Annotated in this window: 13 protein-coding genes; 6 read left to right on the top strand and 7 right to left on the bottom strand. The window is 60.1% G+C overall.

Annotated elements, in window-relative coordinates; translation table 11 throughout:
* Positions 1 to 219 precede the first annotated feature (219 nt).
* Positions 220 to 840, bottom strand: coding sequence for a CBO0543 family protein (locus tag GTO89_RS07745; RefSeq protein ID WP_161261498.1), 621 nt, complete (start codon positions 838 to 840; stop codon positions 220 to 222).
* Between the two features lie 225 nt (positions 841 to 1,065).
* Here GTO89_RS07745 and GTO89_RS07740 point away from each other — a divergent pair, with 225 nt between their 5' ends.
* The gene (locus GTO89_RS07740; protein WP_161261497.1) at positions 1,066 to 2,367 is read left to right on the top strand and encodes a metallophosphoesterase family protein; all 1,302 of its coding nucleotides are present in this window, start codon (positions 1,066 to 1,068) and stop codon (positions 2,365 to 2,367) included.
* On the top strand, positions 2,364 to 6,194 hold the full coding sequence (locus GTO89_RS07735; protein WP_161261496.1) for an AAA family ATPase: 3,831 nt from the start codon (positions 2,364 to 2,366) through the stop codon (positions 6,192 to 6,194). Before GTO89_RS07740 ends, GTO89_RS07735 begins: the two co-directional genes overlap by 4 nt.
* A 96-nt stretch (positions 6,195 to 6,290) precedes the next feature.
* On the opposite strand, the gene GTO89_RS07730 is transcribed toward GTO89_RS07735, so the two are convergent.
* The 6 genes from GTO89_RS07730 to GTO89_RS07705 form a co-directional block, all read right to left on the bottom strand.
* A complete protein-coding gene (locus GTO89_RS07730) occupies positions 6,291 to 6,581 on the bottom strand; it encodes a hypothetical protein (protein ID WP_161261495.1) in 291 nt (96 codons plus the stop codon).
* 103 nt (positions 6,582 to 6,684) lie between these two features.
* Positions 6,685 to 9,018: an RNA polymerase recycling motor HelD gene (helD, locus tag GTO89_RS07725; protein WP_161261494.1), complete on the bottom strand. Its 2,334-nt coding sequence runs from the start codon at positions 9,016 to 9,018 to the stop codon at positions 6,685 to 6,687.
* 85 nt (positions 9,019 to 9,103) lie between these two features.
* A complete protein-coding gene (locus GTO89_RS07720) occupies positions 9,104 to 11,083 on the bottom strand; it encodes a methyl-accepting chemotaxis protein (RefSeq protein WP_161261493.1) in 1,980 nt (659 codons plus the stop codon).
* Positions 11,084 to 11,391: 308 nt separating this feature from the next.
* Complete coding sequence (locus GTO89_RS07715; RefSeq protein WP_161261492.1) at positions 11,392 to 12,327, bottom strand: nitroreductase family protein; 936 nt, start codon at positions 12,325 to 12,327, stop codon at positions 11,392 to 11,394.
* Positions 12,328 to 12,438: 111 nt separating this feature from the next.
* Positions 12,439 to 13,869: a sensor histidine kinase gene (locus GTO89_RS07710; RefSeq protein WP_161261491.1), complete on the bottom strand. Its 1,431-nt coding sequence runs from the start codon at positions 13,867 to 13,869 to the stop codon at positions 12,439 to 12,441.
* On the bottom strand, positions 13,866 to 14,549 hold the full coding sequence (locus tag GTO89_RS07705; RefSeq protein WP_161261490.1) for a response regulator transcription factor: 684 nt from the start codon (positions 14,547 to 14,549) through the stop codon (positions 13,866 to 13,868). The genes GTO89_RS07710 and GTO89_RS07705 overlap by 4 nt, the downstream gene beginning before the upstream one ends.
* A 582-nt stretch (positions 14,550 to 15,131) precedes the next feature.
* Between GTO89_RS07705 and GTO89_RS07700 the strand changes: the two genes are divergently transcribed.
* From GTO89_RS07700 to GTO89_RS07685, 4 genes are all read left to right on the top strand, one after another.
* Positions 15,132 to 16,925 carry an HD domain-containing phosphohydrolase gene (locus tag GTO89_RS07700; RefSeq protein ID WP_161261489.1) on the top strand — a complete coding sequence of 598 codons (1,794 nt, stop codon included), beginning with the start codon at positions 15,132 to 15,134 and terminating at the stop codon, positions 16,923 to 16,925.
* A gap of 229 nt (positions 16,926 to 17,154) precedes the next feature.
* A complete protein-coding gene (locus GTO89_RS07695; RefSeq protein WP_161261488.1) occupies positions 17,155 to 18,159 on the top strand; it encodes an ABC transporter ATP-binding protein in 1,005 nt (334 codons plus the stop codon).
* A complete protein-coding gene (locus tag GTO89_RS07690; protein ID WP_161261487.1) occupies positions 18,156 to 18,959 on the top strand; it encodes an ABC transporter permease in 804 nt (267 codons plus the stop codon). Before GTO89_RS07695 ends, GTO89_RS07690 begins: the two co-directional genes overlap by 4 nt.
* A 101-nt stretch (positions 18,960 to 19,060) precedes the next feature.
* Positions 19,061 to 19,849, top strand: a complete 789-nt coding sequence (locus GTO89_RS07685; RefSeq protein ID WP_161261486.1) for an ABC transporter permease — start codon at positions 19,061 to 19,063, stop codon at positions 19,847 to 19,849.
* Positions 19,850 to 19,928: the final 79 nt, after the last annotated feature.

Raw genomic sequence — 19,928 nt, 5'->3', positions numbered from 1 at the left:
CTGTCGGTAAAGCCGGAACCATTAAAATATCAAATTATCTTGATAAATTGATTCTACGCCTCGTGAAAATCCCTGTCAACGTTTCTGGACAGGAAGGGGAAAGTAAAAAAAGGACAGAACGGGCTCATTAAAGCCTAAGCCTTCTGTCCTTTACCAAGGGAACTTGATCGCTTTTCTCGGCGCTGCTCATTCCCAAACGCCGGCGGTGGCCAGCAGGGGTTACTCCTCGTCCGCCTCTATCGGTCTTCTGGCAGGCACTAGGGACGGATGGAGCAGCGGTGAGGGGTCTTGAATGCCCTCCGCCTGGAACTGCCGCTTAATGATTGCCAAGATGAGGTAGCGGCACAACAGGCTAGCGCCAATACCCAGGAAGAAGTAATAGACTAGGGAGAAATTGTAATGGTGTTTTATATTAATACTTACCATGATGGGAAAGATGATGGCATTCAATAGGAATCCCGCGATCGCCGATCCGAGCAAAAAAGTTTTCCACGTGTTTGTATACTGATAGGCCAACATAAAAAGGATCGGGACAACCGTATAGTCGATCGGGAATGGCCCCGGACTCAGGGGGACAAGACGGGTAAAGTACATCCAGTGACTGGAGCTGGTGCCGATATTGTCCATAAAAGCGTTGGACACGGCCATGAAGGAACCGAACAGCAGAATTTCGAGAAAGCGGCTCTTATCCAGGAGTTTCCACCAGGTAACGTAGAATACCGTGAGCAGACCGACGATAAACCACCAACCGGTGGAAAACAATTCAGACTCCAGATAGTGCTGCAACGAGAGCTGGTTAAAGGTAAGCCGCGCCTCAAGCAGCATCGCATCGGTCACCATCAGCAACATTCCTTTTCTGCAATGTTCGGGAATAGATTTCCCCGAAAACGGAAGATCATCCGTCTTTCACAGCAGGTATGCTGAAAAAAGAAAGGGAGCAGCCGGTTCGCGCCGAAATAATCAAAAGAACGCAAGAACCTCTGGTTGTTGGCTGAAGATCGCATCGTTTTTTTAGTCGGCAACAGAGGATGACGATAGTATGGGGAAGCGAGAAGGGGTGGGATCGTGCGGATCCTTCACACGTCAGACTGGCATCTCGGCAAGACCCTGGAGGGCCGGGACCGGCAGGCGGAACAGGAAGCCTTTATCGATGAAATCTGCGCCATCTGTGATCGGGAGCAGGTCGACCTGGTGCTGCTTGCCGGCGATGTGTACCAGCATGCCAACCCGAGCGCGGCGGCGGAGGAGCTTTTTTATGACGCCGTCAGCCGGCTGGCAAACCAGGGCCGGCGGGGGGTGGTGATCATCGCCGGCAACCATGACAATCCGGAGCGCCTCTGCGCCGCGGCGCCGCTGGCCGATCGCCACGGCATCACGCTGCTGGGCCTGCCCAAGGATGTGCTCCAGCCATACCTGCCGGCGCGGGCCGATCGGGTGCGCCGCGTCGACGCCGGCGCCTCTTGGGTGGAGATGGCTCTGCCCGGTTGCGACCACCACGCCGTGATCGCTGCGCTGCCTTACCCCTCAGAGGGTCGCCTGAAGGAACTGCTCGCCCAGAGCACGGACGATCGGGAGATTCAAAAGGGCTACAACGAACGGCTGGCGTTGATCTTTCGGGATTTGTCCGGCCATTTTCGCGACGATACGGTAAATCTGGTCATGTCCCATCTCTATGTGCGCGGCGGCGCTGTCTCCGATTCGGAAAATCCGATCCAGGTGGGCGCCGCCTATGCCGTCGATCCGGCGGTCTTTCCCGAGAAGGCGCAGTACGTCGCCCTGGGCCACCTGCACCGGCCCCAGGACGCGGCGGGCGGCGCGGCCCCGATCCGCTATGCCGGATCACCGCTGGCCTACAGTTTTTCCGAAGCGGGACAAGCCAAGTCGGTGACCCTTGTCGATCTGTTGCCCCGTGAACCGGCGCAGGTGCGAGAGATCCTCCTTGCGTCGGGCAAACCCCTCGTCCGGTGGGTCGTGACCGGAGGGATGGAGGAACTGCAGCGGCGTGTCGCGGCGGGCGACGACGCCAACGCCTGGATCGACCTGGAACTCCATCTCGCCCAACCGCTTACCCTGGACGAGATCGGCCTGATCAAGGGCCTTCACCGTGGTATTGTGAACATCGTGCCCAAGGTGGGCCGAACAAGGGCAGACGTCTCAGCCGGCGAATCCATGGAAAACCTGTCCGTCGAACAGCGCTTCATCCGTTTCTACCAGCGCCAGACCGGCGCCGAGGCGCCCGATCCGGCGCTGCTGGAGCTGTTTCTGGAACTGCTCCAGGACGAACGGGACAACGGGAAGAACCCCGGCGACCTTGACGGCGAGGAAGCGCCCGCAACGCAGGGGAAACGAGGGGAGGCGGCGCAATGAGGCCGATCCAGTTGACCATCGCCGGGTTGCACAGCTTTCGGAAAAAACAGGAGATCCACTTTGAACAACTCATCGATGCCGGCGTCTTTGGCATTTTCGGAAAAACCGGCAGCGGCAAGTCGACCATCCTTGATGCGATCACCCTGGCCCTTTACGGCGAGGTAGTGCGCGCCAAGAACGGCACCCAGGGGATCCTCAACCACGGTGAAAAGAGCCTGGAGGTGTCCTTCCTCTTCGAACTCGGCGCCGGCGGCGAGCGAACACGGTATCGCGTCGAGCGCAGGTATGTCCGCAACGATGACATCTCTGTCAACAACAAGGTGAGCCGGCTGGTGCGGATCGATCCCACGGGCGCCGAGACGGTGCTGGAGGACCGGAGCCGCGATATGACGCGGACGATCGAAAAGCTGCTCGGCATGACCTGCCGGGACTTCACCCGCGCCGTCGTGCTCCCGCAAGGGAAGTTCGCCGAGTTTTTGAGCCTGACCGGAAAAGAACGGCGGGACATGCTGCAGCGGCTCTTCAACTTGGAGAAGTACGGCAAGGAATTGAACGAGCGCGTGGCCCTGCGTCTCAGCAGCGTCGCCCGGGACAAGAGCAATGTGGAAAGGGAACTGGCCGGCCTCGGCGACGCCTCGGACGAAGCGGTCCGGCGCGCCGAAGGGGCGGCAGCGGCGGCAAAAGCGGGCGAGGAGAAGGCAAGGGCCATGTTGAAGACGGCCAGAGCCGGCTTTGAGGAAGCGCAAGAGGTGGACAAGCTGCAGAAGCAGCGGGGGGGCAAGGAAGCGGAAATCAACGCCCACACGCAAAAGGCCAGCCAATGCCAGGAGGCGCTACGGGCGTTGGAGCGGGCCGAGCAGGCGGAGCGGGTCTTTCCCCTGGTGCAACGGGAAGCGACGGCGGCAGCGGCTGAGCAGGCGGCGGCCCTGCAGAAACAAGCGGCCGAGGTGGAGGCGCAGTCGTTGCGCCAGCAACTCATCCTGTGTGAGCGGCAGGCCCAGCAGGCGGAAGCGGCGAGAGACGAACAGGAACCGCTGTTGATGCAGCGGGGCGCGCAACTGGAAGAGGCGCAAAAGCTGGAGGTTGAGATCGATACATACCGGGGGGAATGGCGACGGATCGCCGCCGACCTGAAGAAAAGCCGGGACGTCGCGACCACGGCAGAAGGGTTGATTGACGAGCGGTCAACAGAACGGGATCGCCTCAAAACCGCACTGGCGGCGTCGGAAAGGGAACTTGCCGGCAACCTTGTCGATTCGGCCTACCGGGCGCAGGTGGCTGAAGGGATGCATAAGGGCGCCGAGTTTCTTCGCGAGGCCACTGTCTTCGATCGGGCCAACGGGCAGTTCCTGGAGCGGCAACAGTCGCTTGAAAGGGCGCGTCGGCAGCAGGAGCAAAAAGGGGAGCGGGCGCAGGATCTGACGCGCCGGCGGCAGGCCTGCGAGGCTCGGGAAAAAGAACAGGTCGCCCAGGTTCCCTTTTCCGAGGAGGAACTCAGCCGGCTGGAAGTGGGGCTGATGGAGCAACGCGGCCTGTTGGCGCGGTTGGCGGACATGGAGAAACAGCGCGCCGACCATCGGTGCGCCGCCGGGCGGATCGGGGAGGCGATGGCGGACTGCCAGGGACGGCTGCAGCGACTGGAAGCAGACTGCGCCCGCCTGGAAGGGGAACGGCAAAAACAAAAGGATGCCTACCAGGAACGGCTCCTGCAGGACAGAGCCGCCATGGCCGCATTGCTGGCGAGCGACCTGCACCCGGGTGACCCCTGCCCGGTCTGCGGTTCCCTGGAACACCCCTGCGTCAATGCCCGTGGGGCCAAGCCCTCGGCCGGGCACTCGGCCGAGGAGGAAAAAGTCTCCTTCGAACAGGCCATGGAGAAACTCGAAAGGGCGCTACGCCAAGGGACGGGCGAACTGGAACAGGCGCGACTGGAGAAGAGCAACCTGCAGACGCGCCAGGAGATGCTGGAGCAAGAACTGAACCGTCTCGCCGCCGCCATCGGGGAGGTAGGTCAGGAGAGCCGTCGAAAGTGGACGGGCGCAGAAGCGCTGGGATGGCCCGCCCTCTTCCCACTCCATCTCCCCACCGAACTCCATAGGCCGACGGAACAGACGGGGCGATCGGCGCTCGAAAAACAAATCCCGATCGAAAAAGCTGCATCGATTGAAGGTGTGCCTATTGCAGATGCACCTATTGGAGATGCGCCTGTTGAAAAAGAAGTTCCTACCGAAAGGGAGAATCCTGTTCTACGGTTCGAGCAGTGGCTCGGAGGCGCGGAACGGGAATGGGCGAAACAAAAGGCCGCCTGGCAAAGATGGAGAGACGAACTCGAGCAGATTCGTCTGGAACTGCGCCAACTGGGCGATCAGGTCACCCAGGCCCAGGCCGAGCATGACGCCAGCATCCAACTGGCGCAAGTGGCCGAAGGGGAGTCCATGCAGGCAAAAGCCGCCCTCGATGAGGCCCAGGCGCGCTGGGACGAGGCGCAGGCCGCCTTCCGCCAGGCCCTCGAACCGCTGGGACTGGCTGCGGTGACGCCCTTGACGGACGGGGCCGAACAGGTAAAGGCGCTCGAAGAGGGCTTGCGCCGGAAGGACCGGCGCTGTGATGAACTGCGCCGCCAAATCCAGGCTTGCCAGGCGGAGATCCTTTGCTGTGAAGAGGACTTGGCGAAGGCGCAGCAACAGAACCAGGCCGCCCAAGGGGACGTGATCCGGCTGACGGCCCAACTGGAGGCCATCGAAGGGCAGGCGCGCATACGGGCAGACCGGTTGCAGGCGATCACGCAGGGAACGCCGGCGTTGCTGCTGATCGAGAAAAATACGGCCCAGTTGGACCAACTGCGCAGCGATGCCCGGAAGGCCCGCGAGACATGGCAACAGGTGCAGGCGCGCTGCCAGCAGGCCCAGGATGAGCGAACCCGTCGGGAGAGCGCCTGGGAAGCGGCCCGCCAAGCCCTCGACGAATGCCGGCGTGAACGGGAAGCGGCGCTGCGGAAGGAAGAGTTCGTTTCTGTCGAAGAGGTTCGCGACGCCCGGCTTGAACCCGGTGAGATGGCGGAAAAGAAACGCTGGGTCGCCGACTATCAGGACCGGGAGAAAGGGCTGTCGGCTGAATTCGCCCAGATCGAGTCGCAGTTGGCGGGACGGCAGGTGTCGCCGGAGGCGCTGGCAGAGAAGGAGAGGACTCTGGCCGAGGCGACGGAACAGAGCGATCGCGCCACCCGCGAGCGGGGCGCCGCCGATCAGGCGCTGAAGGAACTGCAAGGCAAGCAGCAGCGCTGGCAGGCGCTGCACCGGCAAGGGGAAGAACTGCGCCGGCAGGAGGGCCTGCTGGGTCAACTGAAATCGCTCTTCGCCGGCAATGTCTTTGTCGACTTTTTGGCCCAAGAGCAGGTCGAGTTTGTGGCCCAGCAAGCGTCAGAGCAACTGAAGCGGATGACGCGCAACCGGTACGCCCTGGAGCATGTGTCTGATGGCGGCTTTGTCATCCGCGACGACGCCAATGGCGGGGTCAAGCGCCCCGTCACCTCCCTGTCGGGCGGTGAAACCTTCCAGGCCTCGCTGGCCCTGGCGCTCGCCCTGTCGGCGCAGATCCAGTTAAAGGGGATGTACCCCTTAGAGTTTTTTTTCCTCGATGAAGGATTTGGCTCCCTCGACGCCGATGCCATCGATGTGGTGATGGGTACGTTGGAGCGACTGCAACTGGGCAACCGGTCGATCGGCGTGATCAGCCATGTCCAGGAACTTCAGCAACGGCTCAGCCGCCGGTTGGTCGTCGACCAGGGCGATATGGAAGGCAGCCGGGTGCGGCTGGAGATCGGGTGATCGCGTCGAAAAGGGAAAAGGGGATCACACGGTAAAGGGAAAAGGCGCCTGGGGGTTGATCCCCCCAGGCGCCTTTTCCCTTTGATCAAACGTTACTTAGTGAAGTGTTCCCGGTGAAGCGGCCTTGCCCAGGGCGATGGGGAAGAAATCGGGCGGAATGTTGTAAAACTCGCGCAACAGTTCGATATTCTTTCCCACAGAGTCATTGCGCGTCATGCCGGTCAGGTCGTTGTCCCGCGCCAGAATGAGTTCCTGCAAGAAGGCGCACAGCCCATCTAACGCTGTTCTGATCCCCTTGGCCTGTTCGAACGTGTCCGGACGCTTTTTGATCGTCCATTCTGCCAAATCCAGTTCGGCGAGCAAGAGGCCGGCCTGCTTTTCGAGCATCTGGATCCAGCTTAATTGTCTCTGTGAGGGCGGCTGTGGATTCGTCAATCGATTCACCTCAGATAATTCATAAGAATCACAATCTCGGGAGCCTCGCCCATACTCACATCGGCAGCCGCCGCTCCGATGGCGAGGCTGACGCGGTGAGAAAGGGGCTGATCTCCCCGCAATAGCAGAGGGTCAGGCGATGGAGCGCCCGGGTGCAGGCGATGTAGAGCAATCGCCGGTCCAGGTCGCTGGCGTAACGGCCCTTGTCTGCGCCGTAGACGATGACGGCGTCGAACTCGAGGCCTTTTGCCAGATAAGCGGAGACGACGGAGACGCCTTTTTCGACCCAGCCTTCATGGGGCTGGATCAATTGGACGGGGTGCTTCCCTTTTAGCCGGCTGTGGAGCCTTTCGGCCTCGCGCTGGCTTTTGCAGATGACGGCCACCGTGCCAAAGCCGGCTTCCAGCGAAGCGGCGGCGTGGCGGGCCACAGCGTCAACCATGGCCGCCTCCGTTTCGGCGCGCTCAATCCGGGGCGCCTCGTCGTGACGTTCGAAGGACAGGCCGCCCTGTTCCTTAGCGAGCAGGCGCCGGGCAAAGGCGCTGATCTCCTGGGAGGAACGGTATCCCTTATTCAGATCGAGCCGGAGGGTTTTGGGCTTCTGGAGGATCTGGACGACATCGTCGTAGAGCCGCAGGTCGCCCTCCCTTTCCACGCTCTGGCAGATGTCGCCCAGCACGGTGTAGCGCGCCTCCTTGAAGAGCAGGGCAAAGATAGCGTACTGTAGCGGGGTGTAATCCTGCGCCTCGTCAATGACCACCTGCTTGATGTCCGAGTAGAGGGAACAGCCTTCAAGCCGAAACTTAAGGTAGAGCAGGGGAGCGGCGTCTTCATAAGCCACCCGGCCTTGACGGAGCCGCTCCCCGGTCTCGGCGAAGAGCCCGCCAAGCATGCCGGAGCTTCCCGTCGCGTTCCCAGCGCTTTTTGAGGCGCTTGCCGACGCCGACGCCATCGCCTCCGCGATGCCTTCCGGGAGAGAAAGCCCACGGGCGAGGCGGGCGAAGAGGGGTGGATCCGTGAAGAGCCGTTCGTAGAGGTGGCGATAGTCGACCCGCGTAAACCGGTGGAGGCGGCGGCGCAAGGCTTTCGTCTCCTTCATTGACAAGAGGCGGCTGAAGGCCTTGATTTCAAAGTCGCGCCCTTCGCTCTGGGCAACGATCTTTTCGATCCGCTGCCGTCGTCGCTTTTGCAAGGGCGGGATTTTTTTCAGGATCGTCTCTTCCAACCGGCGGAGTTGGACCGCCATGGGGAGGCCGATTTTGTTGTTCAGAAATCGATTTTTCAACTGCTGCCCTGTCTCCACGGTGACGCTGTCATAGTAGACATCTTCGAAGGCGATTTCGCGGTGGGCCCAGTGGTCGATCAACCGATCGAGCAGGGTGAGAAAGGCGCGAGAGCCCTTAAAGGCGATGGCGCGCTGCCGTGAAGGATTGCCACCCGATTGCAGGAGCGTTTCCAGTTGCTCGGCTCGGCTTTCCACGATAAACGGTTCGGCCAGGGCGGCGGTGGCGATGGCGTCAAAGGTGGTCTGGGCCACATTTTCTTCGCCGAGTTCCGGGAGAACGTGGGAGATGTACTGGCTGAAGATGGCGTTGGGCGAGAGGATGAGGACATTGTTCCACTGCAAACGGGATTGGTGGCCTTCATAGAGCAGGAAGGCGATGCGGTGCAGGGCGATGGAGGTCTTGCCGCTGCCGGCGACGCCCTGGACGATGAGCAGGTCCGTGTCCCGGTCGCGGATGATCCGGTCCTGCTCCTTTTGAATCGTTTCAACGATGGTGCGCATCTTCGGCGAGGCGTTTTGGCTGAGGATCTCCTGGAGGATCTGGTCGGTGATGACGACGTTGCAATCGAAAAAGTAGACCAGGTTCCCCTCGTTGATCTTGTACTGCCGCTTGCGGAGGACGTCGCCTTCGACGATGCCGCTGGGGGCCTCATAGGCGGCTCGTCCCGGTTCATGCCGGTAAAAGATGCTGGAGACAGGCGCTCGCCAATCATAGACAAAGATATGGTGGCTCGCCGGATCGGTCAACGTATGGAGGCCCACATAAATCTTCTCGACCTCGTCATAGCCATCCTCAACGAAGTCGAAGCGGCCGAAGTAGGGGGCGCCGATCATGCGCCTGTATTTTTCCACCTGTCTCAACGTGTTCACATAGCCCGCCGTCTGCTGGTTGACGCCGGCGAGGTACTGGTTCATCTCGGTCAGTTGGGCAAAGTCCTGGGAGGCGTGAACGGTGTTCTCCCACATGTCTCGTCTCGCCTCAATGAGGGCCTCTTTGCGCTGATCCAGTTGGTCCAGTTCGCGGTTCAAAAGGGTTTGGAGGAGTCGCTCCGTCTGTTCAAGGTACTGGAGCTCTTCCTGGCGGCCTTGTTGATCCTTGTCCATTCGAACCTCCTCAGGGGCTTGCGGTTGACAACGAGGGGGAAAACGGGATTCCCGGAGGCGAAACCGGGAATCCCGTTTTACTCGCCTACGCCTGCTCGCTCAGGGTAAAGTGGGCGATATGGGTTTCTAAGTTCTGGGCCATTTCTTTCAAGTGCGTTGCCGCCGAGCGCAGGGCCTGCAGGCTTTTTTCCTGGCTTTCCATCTGGGATACGGCATGTTCCGATCCTGCGGCGACTTCTTCGCTGACGGCTGAACAATTGGCGACGGCATTGCCGATCTGCTTGCTGCCTTCGTCGATCTCTTTGGCGACGTTGCCGAGGTCTTTACTCGCATGGGCGATATGCCGAACGCCCTGCTCGATCTCGGTAAAATGAGACGAGATTTTTCGAATCGCTTCTTTCCCCCCGATCATGCGTTCCCCGTTTTCCCGCATGGAGGCGACAGCCATCGCGATCCGCTCCTGGATGGCATGGATCTCGACGTCAATCTCCTTGGCGGCGGTGGCCGATTGTTCCGCCAGTTTGCGCACCTCTTCGGCGACGACGGAAAACCCTTGACCCGCCTCGCCGGCCCGCGCCGCTTCGATGGCCGCATTTAAGGCCAACAGGTTGGTCTGCGATGCAATACTGCCGATCGTGGTGCTGATCATGGCGATCTCCTCTGATTGTGCTGTCAGATCGTCCACGACCAAGCCGGTTTTTTGAACCTGTTCCTGAATCGTATCCATCTGCGCGACTGTTTCCGTGATGGACAGGGAACCCTGTTCCGCTTTTGCCCGCGTATTCTCGACGACCCCATCAATGGTGGTTCCGAGCGATGTCATTTTGCCCACGACTTGATTCAATGCGTCGATGGACAGGGTGATCCGCTCGACCTCCTGGGCCGTCGCTTGGCTGCCTTGCGACAATTGATGGATCGTGGCCGATACGACATGCCCCGTCTGTACGGCATCATCTGTCAATTCACGGTACGCAAGGGCGTTCTCACTCACCGATGTTGCGCTGCGGGCCAATTCTGTGACGATCTTTCGCAGTTCCCCCACCATCTGATTGAAACAACGATTGACCATTCCGATCTCGTCTTCCCCTTCGGAAAGGCGAGAACGGAGATCCCCTTTCGCGGTCACCTCCGCCGTTTGCGCAAGAATGTCAATGCGACGGAAAATGCTTTGCAGCAAATACAGGGCCATGCCGATCAGCGCCACAATGACCCCGATGGATAGGACGATCATCCGAACCATCAACGTATTGAGCGCATCCAGGTATTCATGGACCGGGACCTCCAGCACCATCACCCAATCTTTCCCCTGCACCGGCGCGCCAAAGAGGATCTTATCGCCTACCGACAGGGTGTTGACGGCGCCGCCCAGCATCTCTTTTAATGCAGATTGATAGGCCGCATCCCCTTCTTTCAGTGCGTTCGTCGATAAGGGCTTGTAGTCCGGGTGATAGAGAACCGTCCCGTCTTTCTTTAGGATATAGACCTTATCCGTTTGCCCGATATGAAAGTCGGCGTTTTGCTGAAAGACCGTGCTCACCAGACTGGCTCCGCTAGCGAGTCCGACCACGGTCCCGTCACCGGATCGAACGGCGGTTTCCATCGAAATGATCAAGTCCCGTTCATTTTGTTTGTCTGGGAAGGGATCGCTGATCACACTGACGCCGTTCGACATGATCGCCGGGAAGCTGCTCTCCGAAGAGATATCGATGATCGCCCCGTTGTTTAGGGCAAGTTTTCCTGTCCTATCGGAAATCCCAAAACTATTATAAGTCCCTTTAAATCGCTCCATCTCTCGTTTTAAGTAGGGCATTACCTTTTCACGGTCCATCGTTCGGACGATTTCCGTATTGGCGATCACCTCTACCTCTGCCATTCGGACCTGTAGCCATTGGGCCAACCGGTCGGCGTGAACCGACACCGACTGTAAGGCGTTCTGTTTAAGGTTTGCGGTAATAATCTCCTTTGCTTGCGAGTACATCAGGCCCATTGCCAGGGCGATCCCGCAGATCAGCACCACAGAAGCAAGAGCTAAGGCCCGGATTTTTAAGGATTTTGCCCAAGTCATATGGCAGGTACATCCTTTCGTCGTCGAATCGCTCTCTTGCTTCCATTATGCAACTGTCTCCGGGGGGCGGTTGTCGTTCGGCATTCGATTCACCTCGGACGATTCCTCTCATCGCAGTTTCACTGGCAAGCCCTACTATGGAGGAGGAGCCAACCTCCTATAGCCAATTTGACTATAATTTGTATCCATTATTCAATAGAATCACCTGTTCCGCAAGAGCCAAGTCTGTTCGTTCCCTCCCAAGTCACAGGAGGCGCCATAATACATAGAAAAAGGGGCTCCCGGCGTTGCAGCCAGGAACCCCCTTTTCAATCTGCGGCGTTATTTCCGCCATAAAAGGTTACTTTGGCGAAGGTTCGTCGCAGCGCTCGCCGGTAGGTTGCCTCCGGATAGCCGAACAGGACGAACAGGGCAGCGGCGGTCTTCATCTCGATGCCGTATTTTCGCTGCAGTTCATCGCTATAGCGGATAAAGGGAGCGGCGGCGCCGATCATGCAGGTCCCCAGACCCAGCGATTCGCCGGCCAGCATGGCGTAGGTGGCGGCGATGTAGGGATCGGCCGGATCGGAATAGGGAGAGCCGTAGAAGAGCATCGCCAGCGGGGCGTCGTAGAGGATCCAGTTCTCTCCCTGACCGTGGGCCTCGACGAGAAACTGCAGCATGGGGTGGATGAAGCCCTTGCGCAGTTCATAGTCTTCCTTGCTGATGAAGGGGCGCGCCACCTCGTTCGCCAGCGGCGAGAACAACCAGGCGCTCTTTTTCGCCACCTCTGCGATGTCGTCGGACAGTTGCCGAACCTTCTCCCGGCTGTCCAGCACAAAGAGCCGCACGTCTGACGGCGGGATGCCCATGGGCGCTGTGGAGGAGGCGTCGATGATCTGGTCGACGATCTCCCGTTCTACGGCCCTGGCTTGAAAGCGGCGCACACTCCGACGCGCCAGCAGGAGCGCATGCAACGGTTCGTAGGCGGTTCGCGCTTCCTGGGGGGGCAGGGGGAGCAGGTCGGCGGGAGAGATCTCACGTCCCTCAACCTGGATACAGCCCTGGGGGCAGGCGGCCATGCACTGACCGCAACCGATGCAGCCGAACAGCCGCTGTTGGTCGATCTGCACTGGGCCGCCGGTGTCCACCATGGATAAGACCAGGCCGCTGCAGAGGTTGACACAGCGGCCGCAGCGTACGCACCGATCATGGTCGATGACAACGCGGCCTGGTTCCTGGGTGCGGCTCGTATGGACAGTCATCGGAAAGACCTCCTCGATCCTCAGCGGTGATGGTGACGGCGGGAAACCTGCCCTGGGGACCGCCCCTGCGGGTGGGGAGCCGCGCCGAGGTGGTCGAACTCCGAATCCGTTTCACCGGCCCTGCGGGGGAAGGGGCTCTTCCTCTGTCGGCAGCCAGACCGTGAAAACGGACCCCTGACCGGGGTTGCTTTCGGCGGTGATGGAACCGCCTTGCAAGAGGGCGTATTCCCGGGCGATGGCCAGGCCGAGGCCGCAGCCGCCGGTCTGCCGGGTGCGGCTCCCGTCGATGCGGTAAAAACGGTCGAAGATGTGGGGCAGATGTTCCGGGGCGATGCCGCAGCCGCTGTCACGGACGGCGATGGCGACGCCGCCCGGCCGGGTCTGGGCGTCGACGGCGATAAAACCGCCGGGACAGGTGTGCCGGAGGGCGTTGTGCAACAGGTTGATAAAGATCTGAACCGTGCGGTCGGGATCCACGTAGAGGAGGGTTCCGGCCGTTTCGCTTTTCCCGTTGACGCAGAAGGCGACCTCTTTTTGCCGGGCAGCGGCGCTGAAAGACTCCTCCAAGCGTTCGAGCAGGTCGGTCACGTAGAGCCATTCTCGGCAAAAGGACAACTGACGCGTTTCGGCTTTGCTCAACTCATGGAGATCGTGGACGAGACGGTTCATCCGTCCCGTTTCTTCCTGGAGTGTCGTCAGCGCCTCTTTGTCCCAGGTGACAAATCCGCTTTCCAGGGAATCGTAGAGGCTTTGGCAGACGGCGAGGGGGGTGCGCAGTTCATGAACCACGTCGGCCTGCAACTGCCGGCGCAGCCGTTGGTCCTCCTCCAGGCGGGCCGCCATGGTGTTGAAGTCGGCGGCCAGTTCGCCCAGTTCATCGCGGCCGGTCAGGTTGACCCGGTGACCCAGATTGCCCCGGGCGATGGTTCGGGCGGCTTCGGCGAGCACCCCGATCGGCTGAATCAACTGGTTCGAGATGAAAAAGGCGATGATCAGGGCGAGGATGGAGGCGATGATCACCGTTCCGACCTGCCGGATCACGAGCGGCACGATGAGGAAAGAACGGGCTGTGTCCAGGAGGCTGTTTTCTTTGGGCAAAAGCTGCAAGTGACCGATATAACGGCCGTCAACCGCAAGGGGGTAATCGGCGTCGACGCCCGGTTCAGGCGCGTGGGCGCTGCCTTGCGGGCCAAGGACGATCTGACCGTCGCTGTCTTCGACGATGACGCTCCAGGTTCCGCCGCCGGGAACGGTGACGAAGGGCGGCGGGCCGTGGTCTGGGTCGCGGTCAAACTGGCGCGGAAAGTCGACGACCAGTTCCCGGGGGGTGATCGCCTCTTCCGTCAGTCCCTGCAGGGTTCCCTTGTCACGGTAGTGGGCGGTGATCGTCTTGCTCGCGGCACCGGCAAAGGCATCGCGGAACTGGTCGGTGAAGCGCTCGACGGCAGCCTTGCTCCCGGCGATGGTGATCGCCAGGTTGAGGCCTGCCGTCAACAGGATCAGCGCCAGAAAGTAGATGAAAAAGCGTTTGCGCAGCCTCATCGCTGCTCTCCGAAGCGGTAGCCGACGCCGAACACCGTTTGGATATAGCGCGGTTTGCCGGAGCGGTCTTCGATTTTTTTGCGCAGGTTGAATATATGGGTGTCTACAGTGCGCTCGTAGTTTTCAAAGGCCTCGCCGATGGCGCCTTCCAGGAGTTGCAGGCGCGTAAAGGCGCGGCCTGGCTGCTTCGCCATCATCGAGAGCAGGCGAAACTCCGTCGCCGTCAAGGACACCTCCCGGCCCTGTTTCAGGAGGCGGACGCCGTCAATGTCCAGGGTCAGTTCGCCGAGGTGGAGGACCGACTGGGGCGCTTGGACCAGCGATTGCCGCCGCAAGACGGCCCGGATCCGCGCGACCAGTTCCCGCATACGAAAGGGCTTGACGATGTAGTCGTCGGCGCCTTTTTCCAGGCCGGCCAACACATCCTCTTCGCCGCCGAGGGCGGTCACCATCAAGATGGGCACGGCGCTCTCCTGGCGGATGATCTGGCAGAGTTGGACACCGTTCAGTTCGGGGAGCAGGATATCAAGGAGGATCAGGTCGGGTTTTTCCGCGCGGAAGCACTGCAGCGCTGCCAGTCCAGCGCCGGCTTCGCTGACGGCGAACCCTTCGGCGATCAGAAACTGGGCGGTGTTTTGCCGGAGTTTGATTTCGTCTTCGACGAGCAGGATGCGGGTCATCGATGGTTCATCCTTTCCAGAAGGACTGCCTTTCGGTGTACCTTCTTTTTTGAAAGAGGAAAACCCTTCAAAGACAAAAAGGCGCTTCACCTCGATAAAGCGCCATGTTTGTTTAATTTTTTTTCAAAAAAGGAATAACCCAAATAGCGTCGAATACGTTAAACTATATATAGCCGAGTTCTGGGCGACAGGGAAACCGTTGGCTGGAATTCAGGAAAAATGTGGAACAAAAGGAGGTGCCCTATTTATGGAACTGTACACCCCCACTTGGAACGTTGCCCACATGCTGGCCTTTTTCTTCCTGTTCCTCCACATTCCTTTCTATTTCGTTCTGAAAGACTAGTTTTCCAATGCACTAATCCTCTTTGGCCATTTGGCAAGTCTTAGGCAAGGTAAGAAATGACATAAGTAACGAGAAATCAGGGAGGCGACTCCCTGATTTTATTTTTTTCGACGGTCTTTGTTTAATCTTTGTCTTGCCAAAGTGTCTACAGAATGTTCATAATTATTGTAAAGAAGGAAATCGAAAACGGCATTAGCCTTGGACAGAATAGGGCAGGCATGATGGTTCGGAGAGGTGCGATGACCGTGTTAGGGATTCGAGGGACGGCCTTTCGTTTCTGGCTCGCCTTGACGGCGCTGAGTCTCGCCGGGATTTTGGTGATGGCCGGATACTTTATCAGGACAGAAGGAGCGCTGTTGGAAGCGGCGCTGCGCAATGAGGCGCTGGCCGGCGCCAATCTGTTGGCGAGCGCTGTCGGTTCGGACGTGCAGGGAGGCGACGTGGATCGGATCAATTCCCTGTCCTGGGCCTTATTGAATCAGCCCAATATCCAGTATGTGCGTGTCATTGACGCCAACGGACGGGTCATGACCCAGCGGGAAAAAGCGCACTATGTGGCCGATGTGCTGACGGTGCAGGTTCCTGTGCTGGCAATGGATAAAAAGCTGGGTATGGTGGAAATCGCGGTGCGGATGACAGAACTGCGGAAACAGCAGAAGTACCGCTTTGACTACACGGTGGCCGTTGCCTGCCTGGCCTCTCTCGGCGCCGGCGCCTTCGCGGCCTGGGTCAGCCGGCGGCTGACCCTTCCGCTGGTGCGGTTGACCGAGGCGGCGCGCCGTGTGGCCGACGGCGACCGGGCGGTCTGCGTTCCCGAAGTGGGGACGGGAGAAACGGCGGCGCTGGCGGCTGCCTTTAACCAGATGGCGGCGGCGGTGGCCGATCACCGGGCGTCACTGCAGGCCGAGATCCGCAAGGCGACCATCAGCCTGGCGGAAAAAGTGGAGACGCTGGAGGCGATGGACCGGATCTTTCGCAGCGTCATGGCCCAAAATGCCCGGCGCGATGAAGTCATCAAGACCCTGATCAGCCATATTCAGGCGCGTGTGACGGCCGATGCGCTCTTCATCGCCGTATGGGATGAGGGAACGAAGACCGCTGAGTTTTATATGTGGGAAGGGCGGAGCACAGGGATTGTGACCGATTCGGTGCCCCTCGATCAGACCCGCCTGCCGGCGGTGGCCGATGAGGGCCAGCCCAGGATTTGCGCCGACTTGAGCCGGGAGGATCTCTGTCCTCAGGAGGAGGAGTTTCTCGCCCTGGGCTATCATTCCATCGTCTATGTTCCGGTCATGGCCGGTGACAAGGCGTTGGGCACGATCATCGTCAGCAACAGAGAAGCGGGCTTTTACGCCGACGGCACGGTGGATCGCCTGATGGAGTTGGCTCAGGCCATTGCCATCGCGCTGAAGAGCGCCCATGCCTACGCATCGCTCAACAGCGCCTTTTGGCAGATGATCCGCACGCTGTCGCGGGCGATCGACATGCGGGACGCCTACACAGGGGGGCATTCGGAGCAGGTGATGCTTCTATCGCGGACGATTGCGCGCCTGGCTGGTCTTTCCGATAGTGAGATTGAGACCGTCGGCATCGCCGGGCTGCTCCATGATGTGGGCAAGATCGGCATCCGTGAAAGCATCCTGCAAAAACCGGGTCCCTTGAGCGCCGCCGAATTCAACGAGATGAAAAGTCATTCCGCCCTGGGCGCGGAACTGCTGCGGCCGATCGGCTTGTTTCGAAATGTGGCCGATATCGTCTATCACCATCATGAACACTATGATGGCCGAGGCTATCCTGTGGGGTTGGCCGGGGAGAACATCCCCATCGCCAGCCGGGTGATCGCCATCGCGGACGCTATCGACGCCATGGCCAGCAGCCGTCCCTACCGCAAGGGATTGCCGCCCGATGTGATTCGCGAGGAACTGCGAAAACACGCCGGCGCCCAGTTTGATCCCCGGTTGGTGGAGATTGTGCTTCGCCATTTTGACGAACTGATCACGGTGGTCTCTCGCACAGCCGATAAGGCCGTATAGATGACAAAGCAGTGAGCCCCGTTGGCTCACTGCTTTGTTTGTTTCACCGGCATTCACAGCGTCCAAGGTCTCGCCCAGAAGGGGCAACCATTGCCGCTCGATTATATAGCCGCAAAATGGCGGAATATTGTCTCCTTTGGTCTGGGCACTTGTCCCGAGGCGGCTTGGCGGATACCATATCAGAGGGATGCCGTCTATCGGCGCCCGCCAAGGGGGAGGGCTGGACCAGATGAACATGATCGATGCAGTTGGGTTGACGAAGGAGTTTCAGGTCTTTCAGCGCCGGGAAGGGGTGGCGGGCGCCTTTCGCGACCTCTGGCAGCGCGAGTATAAACGGGTGGCCGCCGTCGATCACATCGACCTGCAGGTGCAACGGGGCGAGATGGTCGGCTACATCGGCGCCAACGGGGCGGGCAAGTCCACGACGATCAAGATGCTGTCGGGCATCCTTGTGCCCACTTCGGGCCGGCTGATCGTCAACGGCTTTGTGCCCCATCGCGAACGGATCGACTTCTGCCGCCGCATCGGCGTCGTCTTCGGCCAGCGCAGCCAGTTGTGGTGGGATCTGGCGGTCAGTGAATCCTTTCGCCTCTTGAGCCGGGTCTATCAGATCCCCGAAGCCGATTACCGGCGCCGGCTCGATCGGTTTGTGGAACTTTTAGAGATGGAAAACTTCCTGCACATCCCCGTGCGCAAGCTCTCTCTCGGTCAGCGCATGCGCTGCGAGTTGACGGCGGCGCTGCTGCACCATCCCGATCTGCTCTTTTTGGACGAGCCGACGATCGGCCTGGATGTGCTGGCCAAGGAGCGCATCCGCCAGTTTTTAATGGAAATCAACGGTGAACTGGGCACGACGGTGTTGCTGACGACCCATGACCTGTCAGACATTGAGGCCCTCTGTTCCCGGGTGGTCATGATCGATCGGGGTCGCATCCTCTATGACGGGTCCCTGACCCGCTTGCAGCAGGAGTATGGCGGCGGTCGGACGTTGAAGGTCGACTTTGATCAGCCCGTGACGATGGAGGAATTGCAGGAGGCCTTTGCGGGACTGCCGGTGGCCTGGGAGACGCCGGAACCGCGCCGCGCCCTCGCGGCCTTTTCCATCCAGGAGGTGTCGCCGGCGACGATCATGGGTGTGTTGATCGCCCGGTTTCCTGTCGTCGATCTGGCCGTCCAGGCGACGCCGATCGAGGAGATCGTAAAGGCGATCTACCGTGGAGCGGTGGTCCTATGACGGCCTGGCTGGCGCTGCAATGGGAAGTCATGCGCATCCAGTTTATGAAGATGCTCGCCTACCGGGTGGTGTACTTTACCGGTGTTTTCACCTATGCCGTCAACATCGGCGCCTATTACTTCCTCTGGGAGGCCGTGTACCGCCATAAGTCGACCCTGGGCGGCCTTGACCTGGGCCAGATGATCACCTATGTGGCCGTCGCCTGGATCAGCCGCACCTTTTACTTCAACAATGTGGACCGCGAGATCGCCGATGACGTCCGGACGGGCAAGGTGGCCGTCGAACTGGCGCGGCCCTATGACTATCTGACCTACCGGCTCTCCTCCGCCTTGGGGGAGGCGCTCTTTCGATTCGGCTTTTTCACGCTGCCGGGGGCCGTCTTCGCCTTTCTGCTGTTTCCGGTGCGCCTTCCCGACTCGGTGGAGAGCCTCGGTTTCTTCCTCGTCAGCATCGCCCTCAGTTTTGTCATCAACAACGCCATCAATCTGCTGACCGGGCTGACGGCATTCTTCACCTTGAACACGACGGGAATCATTCGGGCGAAACACATCGCCATCGATCTCCTGTCCGGGTTGGTGGCCCCGATCAGCTTGTTTCCCGCCGTTGCCCAACAGTGGCTGCGCCTGCTGCCCTTCCAGTCCATCGCCTATGTGCCGACGATGATCTATACGGGGGCGCTGCGCGGTGAGGCGCTCCGGGATGCCCTGATCCAGCAGGTGTTCTGGGCCGTTCTCCTGATGGCCTTGGCGCGGGCGCTCTTCGTCTATGCGCGCCGGCGGATGGTGGTGCAGGGCGGGTAAGGGGCGATGGCCATTGGGGTTCAGCTGGACTGGGTATCCGGCGCCCGAGGAGAAGCGACAAGGGTGCAACCGGCAGAAAACGAGGGGGAGGAAGATCTCGTATGCGATACGGTCCGGTGATCGCCGCTTATCTGGGGCAGTATGTCAAGACGAAATTGGCCTATCGCGCCGATTTTCTCGTGGAGTCCTTTGCCGACCTGCTCTACCAGGGGGTCAGCCTGGCCTTCATCCTGATCGTCTTCAGCCAGGTTCCCGATCTCGACGGCTGGAATCGGGAAGAGGTCATCGGCATTGTCGGCTACTTCATGGTGGCCTTCGCCCTGTTCAATTGTCTCTTTACCGGGTCCTGGTACATCCGGGATCAGTACATCATTGAGGGGAAATTGGACGGAGTGATGACACGCCCCGTCAACCCGCTGCTGCAGATCTACCTGGAGAAGATCGAGTTGGAACCGCTCTCCGGCGCCGCCCTTGGATTGGGGCTGCTGGCGTATGCCCGCCACAGCCTCGGCATCGAACTGCTTTGGTGGGAGCCTGTCGCCTTTGTCTGCCTGCTTGCCGGCTCGGTCCTGATCTATGGCGGCGTTTTTACGGCGCTGGCGGCGACCGGCTTCTGGGCGGAAGGACGTTCGGGCGTTTCGCCGCTCGTGTACAACCTGACCGGGTATGGCCGGTATCCCGTTACCATCTATAAAGGCGTCGTGCGCTGGCTCTTGACCTGGCTGTTGCCCTTCGCCTTCGTCGGCTTTTATCCGGGCGCGCTGTTTCTGCATCGCTTTGAGTTGGCCCACTATGCAGGGTTGACGCCGGTCATCGGCGGGATCGTCTTCGCCGCCGGGTATTGGCTCTGGGGGCGGGGGTTGCTCCGGTACCGGGGCGCCGGTTCCTGACCGGTCGATCGGCGGCGCCGGCCAGGGAATTTCTTCAATATTGACAGCGATTGTTCATTGCGGTATTATAGTAGGGCTC

This window comes from Heliomicrobium gestii, from assembly GCF_009877435.1.
GTDB classification, from domain to species: Bacteria; Bacillota; Desulfitobacteriia; order Heliobacteriales; family Heliobacteriaceae; genus Heliomicrobium; species Heliomicrobium gestii.
Note: the sequence above shows the minus strand (reverse complement) of the source record. Positions and strands in the feature narration are given on the sequence as shown.

Coding starts and splice junctions, on each gene's coding strand:
- GTO89_RS07710 (WP_161261491.1), bottom strand. CDS start 13,869: ATGAGGCTGCGCAAACGCTTTTTCATCTACTTTCTGGCGCTGATCCTG.
- GTO89_RS07745 (WP_161261498.1), bottom strand. CDS start 840: ATGGTGACCGATGCGATGCTGCTTGAGGCGCGGCTTACCTTTAACCAG.
- GTO89_RS07715 (WP_161261492.1), bottom strand. CDS start 12,327: ATGACTGTCCATACGAGCCGCACCCAGGAACCAGGCCGCGTTGTCATC.
- GTO89_RS07690 (WP_161261487.1), top strand. CDS start 18,156: ATGACGGCCTGGCTGGCGCTGCAATGGGAAGTCATGCGCATCCAGTTT.
- helD (WP_161261494.1), bottom strand. CDS start 9,018: ATGGACAAGGATCAACAAGGCCGCCAGGAAGAGCTCCAGTACCTTGAA.
- GTO89_RS07730 (WP_161261495.1), bottom strand. CDS start 6,581: ATGCTCGAAAAGCAGGCCGGCCTCTTGCTCGCCGAACTGGATTTGGCA.
- GTO89_RS07735 (WP_161261496.1), top strand. CDS start 2,364: ATGAGGCCGATCCAGTTGACCATCGCCGGGTTGCACAGCTTTCGGAAA.
- GTO89_RS07695 (WP_161261488.1), top strand. CDS start 17,155: ATGAACATGATCGATGCAGTTGGGTTGACGAAGGAGTTTCAGGTCTTT.
- GTO89_RS07700 (WP_161261489.1), top strand. CDS start 15,132: ATGACCGTGTTAGGGATTCGAGGGACGGCCTTTCGTTTCTGGCTCGCC.
- GTO89_RS07720 (WP_161261493.1), bottom strand. CDS start 11,083: ATGACTTGGGCAAAATCCTTAAAAATCCGGGCCTTAGCTCTTGCTTCT.
- GTO89_RS07705 (WP_161261490.1), bottom strand. CDS start 14,549: ATGACCCGCATCCTGCTCGTCGAAGACGAAATCAAACTCCGGCAAAAC.
- GTO89_RS07685 (WP_161261486.1), top strand. CDS start 19,061: ATGCGATACGGTCCGGTGATCGCCGCTTATCTGGGGCAGTATGTCAAG.